The 14,514-nt window shown below is 43.5% G+C and carries 14 protein-coding genes; 5 read left to right on the top strand and 9 right to left on the bottom strand.

What is annotated here, in order from left to right; translation table 11 throughout:
• Together AB4Z50_RS30950 and AB4Z50_RS30945 are read left to right on the top strand one after the other, a co-directional pair.
• A partial coding sequence (locus AB4Z50_RS30950; protein ID WP_441885398.1) for an ABC transporter substrate-binding protein occupies nt 1–579 on the top strand: 579 nt, incomplete at its 5' end.
• 121 nt (nt 580–700) lie between these two features.
• Entirely contained in the window at nt 701–2,317 is a 1,617-nt protein-coding gene (locus tag AB4Z50_RS30945) for a helix-turn-helix domain-containing protein (protein WP_441885396.1), read from the top strand.
• Between the two features lie 7 nt (nt 2,318–2,324).
• On the opposite strand, the gene AB4Z50_RS30940 is transcribed toward AB4Z50_RS30945, so the two are convergent.
• A complete protein-coding gene (locus tag AB4Z50_RS30940) occupies nt 2,325–4,040 on the bottom strand; it encodes an ABC transporter ATP-binding protein (protein ID WP_076270895.1) in 1,716 nt (571 codons plus the stop codon).
• A 252-nt stretch (nt 4,041–4,292) separates the two neighbouring features.
• Here AB4Z50_RS30940 and AB4Z50_RS30935 point away from each other — a divergent pair, with 252 nt between their 5' ends.
• Entirely contained in the window at nt 4,293–5,375 is a 1,083-nt protein-coding gene (locus AB4Z50_RS30935; RefSeq protein WP_441885393.1) for a Gfo/Idh/MocA family protein, read from the top strand.
• A 158-nt stretch (nt 5,376–5,533) separates the two neighbouring features.
• Entirely contained in the window at nt 5,534–6,202 is a 669-nt protein-coding gene (locus AB4Z50_RS30930; protein WP_441885391.1) for an SIMPL domain-containing protein, read from the top strand.
• A 44-nt stretch (nt 6,203–6,246) separates the two neighbouring features.
• Here AB4Z50_RS30930 and AB4Z50_RS30925 read toward each other — a convergent pair whose 3' ends face one another.
• The 4 genes from AB4Z50_RS30925 to AB4Z50_RS30910 form a co-directional block, all read right to left on the bottom strand.
• Complete coding sequence (locus tag AB4Z50_RS30925; protein ID WP_161807520.1) at nt 6,247–6,423, bottom strand: hypothetical protein; 177 nt, start codon at nt 6,421–6,423, stop codon at nt 6,247–6,249.
• Between the two features lie 196 nt (nt 6,424–6,619).
• On the bottom strand, nt 6,620–7,177 hold the full coding sequence (locus AB4Z50_RS30920) for a hypothetical protein (protein ID WP_144376882.1): 558 nt from the start codon (nt 7,175–7,177) through the stop codon (nt 6,620–6,622).
• A gap of 12 nt (nt 7,178–7,189) precedes the next feature.
• Complete coding sequence (locus AB4Z50_RS30915; protein ID WP_430054410.1) at nt 7,190–7,930, bottom strand: GTP pyrophosphokinase; 741 nt, start codon at nt 7,928–7,930, stop codon at nt 7,190–7,192.
• Between the two features lie 60 nt (nt 7,931–7,990).
• Nucleotides 7,991–8,407: a MarR family winged helix-turn-helix transcriptional regulator gene (locus AB4Z50_RS30910; protein ID WP_076270900.1), complete on the bottom strand. Its 417-nt coding sequence runs from the start codon at nt 8,405–8,407 to the stop codon at nt 7,991–7,993.
• A 106-nt stretch (nt 8,408–8,513) separates the two neighbouring features.
• On the opposite strand from AB4Z50_RS30910, the gene AB4Z50_RS30905 reads away from it, so the two are divergent.
• Nucleotides 8,514–8,978 carry a MarR family winged helix-turn-helix transcriptional regulator gene (locus AB4Z50_RS30905; protein ID WP_441885387.1) on the top strand — a complete coding sequence of 155 codons (465 nt, stop codon included), beginning with the start codon at nt 8,514–8,516 and terminating at the stop codon, nt 8,976–8,978.
• Nucleotides 8,979–9,045: 67 nt separating this feature from the next.
• Here the strand turns inward: AB4Z50_RS30905 and AB4Z50_RS30900 are convergent, their stop codons facing one another.
• From AB4Z50_RS30900 to AB4Z50_RS30885, 4 genes are all read right to left on the bottom strand, one after another.
• Nucleotides 9,046–10,668, bottom strand: a complete 1,623-nt coding sequence (locus AB4Z50_RS30900; protein ID WP_441885385.1) for an MDR family MFS transporter — start codon at nt 10,666–10,668, stop codon at nt 9,046–9,048.
• Nucleotides 10,669–10,894: 226 nt separating this feature from the next.
• Nucleotides 10,895–12,019 carry an NADH-dependent flavin oxidoreductase gene (locus AB4Z50_RS30895; protein WP_441885383.1) on the bottom strand — a complete coding sequence of 375 codons (1,125 nt, stop codon included), beginning with the start codon at nt 12,017–12,019 and terminating at the stop codon, nt 10,895–10,897.
• A 151-nt stretch (nt 12,020–12,170) separates the two neighbouring features.
• Nucleotides 12,171–12,827 carry an SDR family NAD(P)-dependent oxidoreductase gene (locus AB4Z50_RS30890; RefSeq protein ID WP_441885381.1) on the bottom strand — a complete coding sequence of 219 codons (657 nt, stop codon included), beginning with the start codon at nt 12,825–12,827 and terminating at the stop codon, nt 12,171–12,173.
• Between the two features lie 225 nt (nt 12,828–13,052).
• Nucleotides 13,053–14,465, bottom strand: a complete 1,413-nt coding sequence (locus tag AB4Z50_RS30885; protein ID WP_441885379.1) for an MFS transporter — start codon at nt 14,463–14,465, stop codon at nt 13,053–13,055.
• Between the last annotated feature and the right edge of the window lie 49 nt (nt 14,466–14,514).

Below are 14,514 nucleotides of genomic sequence, written 5' to 3'. Positions count from 1 at the left end.
GAACAGCAGTATGAGGTTATTTCAAAGGTTGCTCCAACGGYAACGTTCAACTCCTTCGCCACGCTGGAGGACAGAATGCGTACGCTAGGGGATTTGTTAAATAAGAAGCAAGAAGCTGAGGATTGGCTTGCTGAGCACGCGGTCAAAACCGCAGATATGTGGAAACAAATTCACGATAGCGGTATTAAAGAAAATGAAACGGCAGCCGTATTTACAATGTATCCTGGCAACCGCCTCTTTATTATGGCTGGTACTGGGCTGCCGCAATTCTTATACGAGAAAGGCGGTTTAAAGCCAACGCCAATCATCCAGGATCTTATTGATAAAGAACAAGGTTTTGCAGAAATATCTTCTGAGCTGCTGCCAGAGTATGCGGCTGACCGCATCTTCATTCTGAATCCAGTCGCTCCTGAGGCGCAGCAATCAACGAACGAGCTTATGAAAAGCGATTTATGGCTCAAGCTCCCTGCCGTGAAAAATGGACAAGTGTACAATTTTGATTTGCTCAAAGCTTCCAGCGACGCACTTTCTAGAGAATGGTTGTTAGAAGAGCTGCCAAAAGCACTTATTAATAAATAAATGCTGCTTAACGTCAGTTGAAATAGAAGAAGCTCTTCAACTACGGTTGATAAGCTTCTTCTATTTGTTTATAATGAGATTAATTGATAACGATTCTCAATACTGAAATGAGGCTACAGCCATGTCTAACTTAACGCATCAGACTTTACCTCTGCGCTCCTTAAGCTTCCATTTTGTAGATATGAAGCTGTACAGCCATACAGAGGGCGAAGTATTAGCGGAGAAAGTGACTTCCTGCTATACGATGCTTATATCCAAGAGCGGCAGAGGCAGACTGTTTATGGGTAATGAAAGTTCCCTTTTCTCGTCATACAGTTCTTTCCTTCTATCCCCGAACACCGCATATCAATTTGAAAATATAGGCGACGGCAAATTGGAATATTACCTCATCTCTTTCCACATCCTTCATTTGCTAAGCCAAGGTCCTGTGCTTTATACGGAGCAGCTATTTCCGAACCGTCAAGAGCTGCGCGTTTATCCGCTCGCACAATGGATGGATTTGCTGAGCCAGCTTTATACCGGAATTACGGACTGCGATAACATTGAAGCGCATCGTCAGCAAACGCATTTTCAGAAGCTTATCGGATTTGTTCTTGAACATAACCTGCAATTCGACTCGATGAGCAGCTCCACGCAAACGGTTGAACAAACAATTCAATATATGCAAAATCATTTTCAGAACCGAATAACGGTCAAGCAGCTCGTCGATATGGCCAACGTACCTGCTTGGCAGTTCACTTCAATATTCAAGGAGCTGACTGGCAAGAAACCACTTGATTATTTGAATGAGCTTCGTATCAGTCGGTCCAAGGATTGGCTGATCCATACCGACAATACTTTGCGCGATATCGCAGATCGTGTCGGCTTTACCGATGAGTATTATTTCAGCCGCCGCTTCCGTCTTATAACCGGCTTTTCTCCAAGGCAATATGCCCTATCGATGCGCCAAAATATACTCGTTAAGGATTGGGACGGTCACGAGGTTAGCATTCCCGCTCAGCCCAATCGCATCTTTTATTGTGGTGAAAGTATTGGAGATATGAATACGCTTGGCATTCAGCTAGTAGGAAGCCATATGATCAGCAAAGGCGAGCCTTTTCATTCGGAACAGGCTTCTGCACTAGCGCCTGACTTAATAATATTCGACCATTCTGATGAAAGCTTGTACGCACAAATGTCAGAGCTTGCCCCTACGCTTACCTATAATTCACGCGGGTCACTTGATGAGAGACTGCTCATGCTTGGAGAGTGGCTGGGCAAAAAAAAAGAAGCCCAGCAATGGCTTCTTCATTATAATAGCAGTACGTTATTGATGTGGCAGCAGCTTCAGGCGCGTATTCGGCCTAACGAAACAGCTTCTGTCTTTATCTATCATCGGGGTGAACGTTTATTTGTCATGGGCAATATCGGTTTATCCTCTATACTGTACCATCCAGACGGTTTCCGGCCTACAGGGAAAGTTCAAGACATTCTGAAATCTGGCAGACCCTATAAGGAAATCACAGAAAAAACGATCCAACAATATGCAGGCGACCGCGTATTCATGATGCTGCCCGAAAATGAGGAGTCCAGAGCAGCGATGGAGAAATTAGTGAACAGCCCAATCTGGAGAAACCTTCCTGCTGTCAAAAATGGCTTCAGTTACGTGCTCGACGAACGCGACTGGAATCAGGAGGATGCTTCAGCAAGGGATAAGCTTCTATTGCTTCTCCCCGAGCTGCTGAACCAAACCTCATAATTTCCCCTTATGCGCCGAATTGAGCCTGGTGAAGCCTGCTGTAAGCACCACGCGCGTCGAGCAATTCATCATGATTGCCTTGCTCGGCAATCCCTTGCTCAGCTACAACTACGATGCGGTCAGCATTTTTGATCGTAGCAAGACGATGAGCGATAACAAGCGTCGTTCTGCCGCGGGACAGCTCAGCAAGCGCTAGCTGAATCGCCGCTTCCGTCTCGGTATCCAGCGCGGATGTCGCCTCATCCAAAATAAGGATCGGCGGGTTCTTCAGAAACATTCGTGCAATGGAGAGCCTCTGCTTCTGTCCTCCCGACAGCTTAACCCCTCTCTCGCCGATCATTGTATTCAATCCCTCAGGCTGCGACAAGATGAGCTCCTCCAGCTGCGCTTGACGAGCGGCTTGCATAATCTCTTCCTCCGACGCTCCGAGCTTGCCGTAAGCAATATTTTCTCGAATCGATCCATCAAAGAGGAACACATCCTGCTGCACAATCCCAATGTTGGAGCGCAGTGATTCAAGCGTCATATCCCGCAAATCAATGTTGTCGATCGTAATCGAGCCTTCTTCGACATCGTAGAAACGCGGAAGCAAGCTGCATAACGTTGTTTTCCCCGCTCCCGATGGACCTACTAGAGCTACCGTCTCTCCTGCGCGGATCGATAGGCTGAGACCTTGCAGCACCTTGTCTTTATTCTCATAACCAAACGTCACTTTGTTAAACCGAATATCACCCTTGAGATGGCTTACCACTTGTGCATTCGGCGCATCGGCAATATCAGGTTCCGTTTCAAGTAGTTCCAAATAACGTTTGAATCCTGCTATTCCTTTTGGATACGTCTCAATGACAGAATTAATCTGTTTAATCGGACCTAAAAATACGTTCGAGAGCATAACAAATGCGATAAACTCACCATAGCTCATATCGCCTTGAATAACGAACCAAGTTCCGCATACGAGTACAAACAAAGAAATGAGCTTCATTAGAATAAAGCTGATTGACGAGTTCCATGCCATCACGCGATAGGCAATGAGCTTCGTCAAACGGAAACGACCGTTATTTTCAGCAAAACGTGCCATTTCATGCTTTTCGTTCGCAAACGCTTGAACGACACGAATGCCGCTCACGTTATTTTCAACGCGTGCATTGTAGTCAGCGATATCAGAAAACATCCGATTAAAGGCTGCTGACATTTTACGGCTGAAATACAGCGACAAATAAATCATCAGCGGAATAATAATAAAGGTCATTAACGCAAGCTGATAGTTAATGCTCAGCATAATACCGAACGCACCAGTCAGCGTCATTAAAGCAATAAACAAATCCTCCGGCCCATGATGGGCGATCTCTCCAATATCCATCAAGTCATTTGTCATCCGGGATACCAGATGTCCTGTCTTGTTATTGTCGAAGAAACGGAAGCTCAGCTTCTGTACACGATCAAACAGCTGCTTGCGCATATCGGACTCGATGTTGATTCCGAGCTTATGTCCCCAATAGGTAACGACATAATGCAGTGCAGAGCTGAACACATAAATGACTAATAGTCCGATACAAGCATACAAAATCCATTTCCAGTTGCCGCTCGGCAAAAGATCATCCACAACCCGGTTAACGGCAAGTGGAAAAGCAAGCTCAAGCAATGCAGCCAAAATGGCACATGAAAAATCTAAAATAAACAGCTTTTTGTAGGGCTTGTAATAAGCAAAAAAACGACGCAGCATATCCAGCTTCCTTCCTAATCTATTTTTATCACACAATCAATGATAACCATTATCATTTGTGGCTAATCTATCGTAGAACAAAAAGGTTAGGGGAGGCAATGGACAAATGTGATCATTTTTTTGTACAAAATGAAGCAACATCATCCGGACGGATGTCATGATTTTGTAGATGTCATGTCCTTTTCTCACCATTTCATGCCTAATACAGCTGTGCTAAAGTAGAATCACTACAATGAAATGAGGGATATTGAAATGACTAGAACGATCCGAATCGGAATTATTGGAAGCGGCGGTATTGCAAGAGCGCATGCTTCAGCTTATAAAAAAATGCCTCTTCACGTGGAGATCGTGGCGGTGGCAGACAGCATAGCAGGAAAAGCACAAGCTTTTATTGATCAAGAGGAACTCGTAAACGCCGTTGCTTTTGATGATCATAAGAAACTATTAGAGCTTGACCTAGACGGCGTCAGCATTTGCACACCAAACTTTGCACATTCTGAAACTTCAATAAACGCTTTGAATGCAGGCAAGCACGTGCTCGTAGAGAAGCCGATGTCTGTCACACTCCAGCAGTCCATCGATATGGTCGAAGCCGCTGAACGCAGTGGGAAAATATTGACGGTAGGCTTCCAGCCGAGATATGATCCCAATATGTCGTTGATTCAAGAAATTGTTCAATCGGGAAAACTTGGTAACGTTTACTTTGTTGAAACAGGCGGCGGCAGACGGCGCGGTATGCCTGGCGGCACTTTTATTTCCAAAGAGCTTGCAGGTGCTGGCGCAATGGCTGATATCGGCTGCTATTCGCTTGATATGGCGCTTAATGCGCTCGGCTATCCTAAGCCGCTTACTGTATCGGCTTATACATCAAATCATTTTGGAACAAACCCGAAATACCATCGTGAAGCGGCCAACTTTGAAGTTGAGGATTTTGGCGTAGCGATGATCCGTCTTGAGGGCGACATCGTTCTCAATTACAAAATCAGCTGGGCTATGCACATGGATTCATTAGGTGCGACAATGTTCCTTGGAACTGACGGCGGTCTTAAAGTCACACCTGCAGGCACTGGCCCTTGGAGCGGTGTTTGGGATGGAAGCGTAGGCAGCATGACGCTTTATCACGATGTCGTTGATCAGCATATCCATTCGACTATTCCTGTCATCCAACATGGACTAAACTTGTTTGATGAGAAAGTAAGAGACTTTGTTGCAGCAATCGCAGAAGATCGTCCAGCTCCTATTCCTGGAGCAGAAATTTTGTACAACCAAGCGATTATCGACGGTGTGCTCCGTTCAGCTGCAAGCAAGCGTGAAGTTACAATAGAGCTTCCTTAAGCTCATCACAAAAAATGGCGGTGCAAGATTACTCTTGCCCGCCATTTTTGTATTCTTTTCTAAACTTTCATCCGCAAGCAGAAAATAAGAAGCAATCATTTCGGCGGGTATCCTTCCATACATTAATCTATAACCTGTAAGAAGGAAAGGAGCCTGCAATGTACGGCAATCAAATCTACTATACCGCTATTCCCATTCCCTGCAAAAGCGTGTCCACGATTGAAGTTTTGGGTGAAGGGATCGTTACAGCTGCTTCAGATACAGCCTTGGTCATCCTTGGTGCTGTTACCGAAGGCAAGGAGCTGCAAGCGATACAAGCCGAAAATGCACAAATTACAGCAGATATCATACAATCCCTTCTCGAGCTAAGCATCCCGCGCGAACATATCCAAACGAATGATTATCGAATCGAAATGATGTATGATTTCCCGGACGGGAAGCAAGTCTTTCAAGGCTACAAAGTAACTCATCTCCTGCAAATCACCATCGATCAAATTGCACTTACTGGAACAGTAGTAGATACCGCCGTTTCTCACGGTGCCAATACAGTCACTTCCATTCAGTTCTCGGTTTCCGATAGAAAACAGTTGGAAAATGAGGCCTTGTCGCTTGCTGTACAGAACGCCCGACTGAAAGCTGCTGCTATCGCAAATGCATTAGGAACATCCATTTCTGGAGTTCCCAGCAAAGTTCAGGAAATCTCCAGCTCATCTGAACCCTTCCCTATCCAAAGAACCTTCCAATCCGATGTTATGGTCACACCAATCGAGCCTGGACAACAGAAGATTTTCGCGGCTGTTCGTGTAAGGTTCGCGCAAATCACATAAAAAAAGAAGCCGCTCCATCCCGGAGCGGCTTCAACCCATTCTAATTATACAGATGAAATAATGCCGCGGTTACTATTTTTTGCGAAGTTGATAATGGACTCATATTGCGTTTTAGCAATGCGACGGTCAGACATGGGAAGCTGAGGATTTTTGACTATCTCGGCTAGTTTCTTAAGCTCATGCATTTCCTCAGTTGTCACTTTGACCGTTATTTTCCCCACACGCTCCACCCTCCTTCGATATTTTTGTGAAAAATCGATTAGTCAAGCAAAAACGCCTTCGGCGTCCTTTAGACGCTGAAGTAGCTTTGACGGTGAAATATAAGATAAGTATGAGAAAATGATATACTTTCTTATATTTAAGCAAAAGGTTTATCAGCTATGGTCATTATACGCAAAACTTAAGTAAACTTGCATGTTATTTCGGTGGCGTTTGCGGATTTGAATCATCTATTTCTTCAGGAAACAAATCAGCAAACTCTTTGTTCTGCTTGCTCTTCAGGTAAGATAAGCCTGCGTAGCCTGCCAGCAATGAACTGCTCACGACTGCAAAGTTGTCCGATGTATTTGCCATAGCCAGCGCTGTTTTTGCTAATATGCCCGTTCCGATTGCGATCAGCAAATCGCCGAGAAAGCCGAGATCAAAAAAAATCTTTTTTTTCGCATTGCTGTGATCTCTGAAGCCGATGACAAAAATAACAAAGTAATAACAGCGCTGAATCCACTTTACTAACCAATTTGAAGAAAGGGATAATCCTTCTTCATCATATTCTATGACGAGTTTCGGCATTTCGATAATCCCATTTTTCACAAAATGTCCGATGAGGCCGCCTACTAAGCTCATGGAGATTGATAAGCCAAACACCTGAATAAAGGCTTGAAAGCTTGAAATAACCATCGCCGCATGACCACCTTTCAACAACACTCGTTTGGCAGCACTTTTTGGCACTACTCTCACTTTATGTTGCTGATGCATGGTTCACGACTATTATTTTTTGGTTCCATCCTCAAAAAGCTCTAACAGCATGTTTGGAATGGAGCCGCTTTGATTGTTCATGATCAGCCGAAGCATCTCATCGCCCAGATCATCCTCACGCTCTTCTTTAATGGCTGCGATCTCATTATGCAGTCGCTCCATCTTCTGATCCAGCGCGGATGCGGAATCTGCTGCTTCTTTTAGTTCATTCAGTAAGCGAGGAGGTATCGCCTGTTTATATTTATAATAGATTTTGTGCTCCAGGCTCGCCCAGAAATCCATCGCTATCGTTCGAATTTGAACTTCTACACACACATTTTCCACTCGATCCGATATGAACACCGGCACCTCAATGAGCAAATGCAAGCTTTGGTAGCCGTTTGGCTTCGGATTTTTTATATAGTCTTTAACCTCCAATAAGGTCAAATCGCTCTGATTGCTTAACATATCGCTAATCCGGTAAATATCAGAAATAAAAGAGCAAGTTATTCGCAGCCCTGCTATATCTTTAATGTGATTCCGAATGCCGTTAAAAGAAAGCTCGCTTTGCTTTCGATAAAGCTTTTCGACAATGCTCTTGGGCGACTTTAGGCGCGAGCTTGTATGCTCAATCGGATTGTATTCATGCAATAAATGAAACTCTTCCTTTAATATTTCGACTTTTGTCTCAAGCTCTTGAATCGCAAATTTGTACATCATTAGAAAACGAGTGATTTGCTGCTTCATGTCTTTCATTTTTTGCATTTGATCCATAACCATACTTCCGTATTCCCCTTCCAATTCTTGCTGCTGAAATGTTTCGATTAGATCCCGCTAATCATCAAGCGATGTAAATATTCGTCTCAAATGCTCTAAATCCTCTTGCGAGATCCTCTCACTCATATATCGGATAATAGCATCATCATTTTCATTAAAAGCCTTCACAAATTGTTTGCCCTCATCTGTAATTTCCAAATAAACGACTCGTCTATCATCCTCGCTGCGATTTCTGCGAATAAGCCCTCTTTCCACGAGCTTGTCCCCGATGAGCGTAACCCCGCCTGCAGTAACCAAAAGCAATTCAGCTAGATCCGTCGACTTCATGGGACTTTGTTTATCTAAATGTTGAAGCATTCTTGTTTGATTAATGGAGAAGCTGCAATCTATTCCTTTATACCATTCGGTTTTTAATTTTTTGTAAACAACCTTTAATTGCGGAAACAGTTCTTTCCATTCCTCATAGTTGTTCATGTTCCACCTCATTTCTGTTGTTTTGTTGACTTCCTGTCATCATAATAACTATAATTACTTAGGTAACCTAATTACTTTATAAAATAAGTTCACCGAGGTGAATCCAATGTCCGCAGATAAATATGAGAATGTAACAGACTTAATCGATGTTTTCCAAAAGTTCGCTAAAGCCGACTGGCGGAAAAAAACGATGTGGGGCGGTCTTAAAGCGAGCGAAGTTCGTATGCTCGTTTGTGTGAAAAAAAGCAATGATAAAGGTTCAACAGGGACGACGGTTACAGAAATCAGTAAATTGCTGCAAGTCACCTCTCCAACCGTTACACAGATGCTTAATAGCTTAATCGCATCTGGCCATGTGGTTCGTACATCCGATAACACTGATCGAAGAATTACCGAAATAACGTTAACGGACACTGGCGAAGAAATTGCTCAAAAAGCAATAGACCGTTTTATCTCCATGTTCAAAGGCATGATCGATCATTTAGGCAAGGAGCAAAGCGATCAGCTTGTCGTCATGTTAAACCAAGTATTCGACTATTTGGACTCAGCCAAAACGAATGAAGACTTTTAATAAACAAAGGGATTTCGCTTCCTGCAAGCTGCAGGAAGCGAAATCCCTCCTATAGGAGCCGCTCTTATTAATTATTAAGAGCAGGCTCTTTTTTCAACTTTTCAGATGGCTCTACGCTAACTGCTTCTTTCTTGTCAGAAGAGCGAAGCGGAATTTCTTTCAAGAAGAACACGAGTACAAATGCGACGATCAGCAAGGACATACCGAACAAGAATACAACCGTCAAGGAATCGCTCAGTACCGAGCGAACCATCTCAATGATGTGTGTAAACAAAGGCTGAATTTGTTCCGGCAGCGTCGCATGAAGCTCTTTAAGCTTCGGTTGATCGAGCAGCATTTGCGGGTTAAGGAAACTAGACAGTTTCTCAGCTGTAGCCGCATCTACTTGACTTAAATCAGGTCCTTGACCTGCTGCGACAGCATCCTTCAGCTTACTGGTCAAAGTGGAGTTCATAACCGTACCCATAACTGCAATACCAATCGTACCGCCCAGGTTACGGAACAACGTAGCTGTAGCTGTAGCCACACCAAGCTGTGAAGGCTCTACTGCATTTTGAACGGTTAGTGTAAATACTGGCATCGAAATACCAAGTCCAATACCAAATACGATCATCGCAGCAACCGCAACGCCAACGTTAGTCATGAATGCCATCATAAGCATTCCCGCGACCATGAATGGCATACCGATGAGGGCGAATCGTTTGTATTTCCCTGATTTGGAAATCCAACGACCAGACATTGCACTTAGGAAGATCATGGCGATCGACATCGGCATATTTACAAAGCCCGAGTTCGTTGGTGAAATACCAAGCACACCCTGTACGAAGAATGGCAGGTACATCATTGCGCCCATCATGCCGGCATTCATAAGGAAACCGACGGAGTTGGAGATCGTTACAATGCTGTTTTTAAACATCGACAAAGGCAATACAGGGCTTTTGGCTTGACGTTCTACAAGAATCAATAGAACTAACAACACTGCTGCAGAGGCGAACATGCCAATAATTTGTGGCGAGCCCCAGTCATATTTTGTACCTGCCCATGAGAAGCCGAGCAGCAATGCAATAAGCATCAGTGAAAGCAATAATGAACCCCAATAGTCAATGGATTCCGTTGTTTTACGCGCTGTTTTTGGAAACATGGACCAAATCATACCAAATGCAATAATGCCAAGCGGTAGGAAAATCCAGAAAATCCACTTCCAAGCGATATGATCGACCATAAAGCCGCCTAATGTTGGTCCAATTACACTTGAGAAGCCGAATATGGCCATCATTAATCCAGTCCATTTCGCCCTTTCCCTAGGAGCGAACAAATCACCAACCGCCGTCACGGTTGCTGACATAAGAATACCGCCGCCTATACCTTGAATACCACGATAAGTGATGAGCTGGAATACCGTAGTTGATGTACCGCATAAGAAGGCTCCGATTATAAATAACACGATACCGACTAACAAAAACGGCTTCCTTCCGTAAATATCCGAAAGCTTTCCTACAAGTACAGTAGCAATCGTTGATGTGAGCATATAGATGGTAATAACCCATGTGTAATACTCGATGCCACCCAAGATGGCAATAATGCGCGGCATAGCCGTGCTTACGATTGTCTGATTGATAGCTGCGAAAAACATAGCTGCCATCAGTGCAATCATGATTGTTAACTTTTTCTTCTGACTCAATTGCTCCATATGCTCTGCACTCCTAAACATTTTTATTTATTATGGCCTATTGGCCGCCAAACTACTTCGCGAAATAGTTAGGTTGCCTACCTATTAGACAATGATACAATAACTTTAGTACTAAAACAACTGCCAATTCATTGTCGTGCTGGATACACTAAAAAAAGATTAAATCGATTAAAGACGCAAAAAAAACAGGTCAAGAAATGCTTGACCTGTTTTCCTGTCATCTATATTAATCGCCTAGCGGGAACCAGCCTGGCGTATGAACAATTGCTTGCCAGAGCGGGGTAGGAATGACCAACCGATCTTGATCATCCTTGCTGAGCGTTGTTTTTATTTCCGATTCGCGGCCTTCTTGCACTTTCTCGACCCAATCCGGTTCAACAATAATTTCACGGCCAATCGCTACAAGTGGAATGCCGATATCCAATGCCTTTACAGCATCTTCTGGGGTATGAATGGAGCCCACGCCAATAATCGGTATGGAGTGACCTACACGATCTTTTATCCATTGCATACGCGTTTTCGTTTCTTCAGCACCTCGTTTAGGCAATGACCAGAAATCCATTAACGATACATGAAGATAATCAAGTTCTTTATTGGTAAGCTCATCTAGAAGCCTAAATGTATCCGACATGGTAATACCAGGCGTAGTCGCCTCCTCAGGGGAGAAGCGGTAACCGACTAGAAAAGGTTTTTCCGCATAGGCAGCAACAACTCGCTTCACTTCATCAACGACGGCTAATGGGAAACGCAATCTGTTCTCTATATTGCCTCCCCAACGGTCATCACGTACATTGGAATGCGGAGAGAAAAATTGTTGGACAAGATAACCGTTTGCGCCATGAATTTCAACACCGTCGAACCCTGCCTCAATCGCTCTTCTAGTCGTTTCTCCAAAGTCGCGAATAATCGATTCAATTTCCTCATCTAATAATGCTCTAGGTGTAACCCCAGCGTTCTGCTCCGAAGCTACAGCGCTCGCACTTACCACATCACCATTGGGCACGAGATTAATTGGACATTCTCTGCCGCCATGAAAAATTTGAAGCACCGCTTTAGCGCCCTTTTCTTTAATCGTTGCTGCCAAGCGCTGTAGACTCGGAATCATGTCATCGCTGTCGCTTGCAAATTCGCCGTGAAATCCTTTTCCGTTTGGTGAAACGTAAACACAAGCTGTAATGACTAGGCCCACTCCACCCGATCTGCGGCTATAATAGCTCAGCTCCGTCTCCGATACCGTTCCGTCTTCGTTTGCTGAGAAATTCGTCATTGGTGCCATAACAATCCGGTTTTTTAATTCAATACCGTTTTTAAAGGTCATTTGTTCAAACAATGGCATATAAGTTGATTTCATTTATTTCATCTCTCCCGTTATCCTCTGTTTATCTAACTAACTGTAACTTTTTTGTATACTGTAATATTATTTCATACAGTTAGAAATGTCAAGCAGCAAAAAAAGCATCCCAAACCATAAAGCTTAGGCATGCTTTTTCTACTCTTCCCCATTAGTCTTGCTTATATAAATACTCGACTTCACTTCTATTGATGTATAAATTCCAAAATTGATCCGCAATTTCATCTGGATCATAGAAGCTTCCTTTGGCAACAAAACCAGCAATCGTTACGGTACCAACATAAATGCCATGCGGTTGTAGTTCTTGTGAAAGTGAGAAAGCAAGAGAGCGAATGCCCGCTTTACCGATCGACAATGACGACAATTCAGCAGCAGGTGCCAGCGCCAATCCGCCGCCAGTAAACAGTATTGCCCCTTTCTTATGCTCAATCATATTAGGAATGACTTGATTCGCGCTCGTTAACGCTCCAACAACATTTACTTTAAACTCCTCGAGCAGTTGCGTTTCAGTTAAATGTGTGGGTGTAGTCTTGGATATGACAGCCGCATTATAAACCAGAACATCAGGGGAACCATATAGCTGCTTAATTTGTTCAAATGCAGAAGTTAATGATGATGAATCGGCTACATCAGCCTTAATGCTGTAGGCTTCAATCTTGACTTCATTAAGCTCCTTCACATAGGTTTCCAGAGCATCCGTGTTCCTCGCTGCAAGTACAACGCGAAATCCTTCGTTACCGAATTTCCTTGCAACACCCGCACTTACACCTGGTCCAGCCCCGACAATTACGACTAAAGGTTTGCTCATCTCGCTCTCTCCTTCTAGTTAAATCATATAATTTCCAATTTATTACACTTGTAGGTAGAGTCAAATTTTATCATTTTTCGCATCATTCATCTAATTCAAATATTTTATATCCTTATTATGAAATCGATCTGTTTCAAAACAAACAGCCCCCCAAAATCAACTACAATGCAGCATTCACTGCATGTAATTGAATATAGAGAGCTTCGTTTATTTTACGATTGGCTTCTAAGCGGTTGTTGAAGATGATTTGGTCTTCTCAAGCTTTGTCTGCCTAGCTGCTTTATCACGCGATGGTCTGAATAACAAATAATACAAGCCAACAATGATTGCAGCCAAGATTGCTAAGGAAAAGAAAATATTGCTATACAGGTAAGCCCCATTATGAATGGCAAATGGGTTAAAATGGACCGCTGTTTGCTTCAAATCCAGCATTTTTCCGATAATACTTGTTGTCATTGCTCCCGAGATAAAGTTAAGCAAGGACATGAGTCCCATCCCTACTCCTATTTGCTCCTTGGCAAGCGTTCTTGATATCGTGTTGGACATCGCAATTTGCATAAAGGTTTGACCTATATTTCCGAATATTAACAAAAACACGATTAGATATGGTGATAATCCAACAAACACTGATAACAAAATGAAACAAGTAAAGCTTAATGAAATCGCAAGGTATACTAAAAATGAGTTGCCTTTCTCATCTGCAAGCCTGCCCCCGCGTCGCCCCATCAATGCAGAGGTAATAGCTGCGGGAAACATGACAAAGCCGATAATGGCAGGGGACAACTGATTAAGTCCCGCCAAAAACTGTGGGGTTACAAAAGGCATGCTAAAGCTTAACGATGTAGCTAGAAAGGTCATGATTAAGCCAAACGTATATTTCTTATTGCTGAACAGCTTGGGCTGGATAAACGGCTCAGACGCTGTTCGAATGCGAACAATAAATAAAACGAGTGTTACAGCACCGCCTAGAGCAATAAACCAACTTCCAACTGAAATGGACATCAGTAATAATGCGACGGAGCCTCCAAGCAGAATGCCACCCAAATAGTCAATTTTTTGAGCTTTTCCTCTGTCGTTGTCCAAATATTTTCTAAAGAACGGAAGTGCAATCAGCGGAATCACTGATATTAAAAATAAAAATCTCCAGTTGATGAAGCTTGTAACGATTCCAGCAACAATGGGCGCGAGTGCGGTTCCAAGAGCAAGACCCGCCGCAACCGTACCTAACGCCCTGCCACGCTTCTCAGGAGAGAAATAACGTACTGGGACAATCATCGCTGTAGCTGGGATAACGGCAGCCCCGCTTGCTTGCAGCACCCTCCCCAGCACGATCATCCAATATTCAGAAGCGAGCAAACCTACAATCGATCCAAGTGCAAAGATAATTAATCCGAAGGTCAATAGATCCTTTAGCCGATATTTGTCCGCGAGCTTTCCGTAAGTAACGGAACCTACTGCAAAAACGATCATATACCCCGTAATCAGCCAGCTCACCTGTGAGGCGGTAATGCCAAATTCCTTGCTGATGACAGGCATAACAACATTAAACATTGAAGCATTCATAATAGAGAAGACTAATGTAAAAGCTAATATAGGCAGCAGCTTCTCGCCTATTTTTTGTTTATCTGTAACTTCCATATCCCGTTACGTCCTTTCCTGTTTTAGACTGCATTTAGTTTGAATTCAA

Source organism: Paenibacillus sp. 2TAB26, from assembly GCF_052115145.1.
Lineage (GTDB): Bacteria > Bacillota > Bacilli > Paenibacillales > Paenibacillaceae > Pristimantibacillus.
This window is presented reverse-complemented; position numbering and strand designations above follow the sequence as displayed.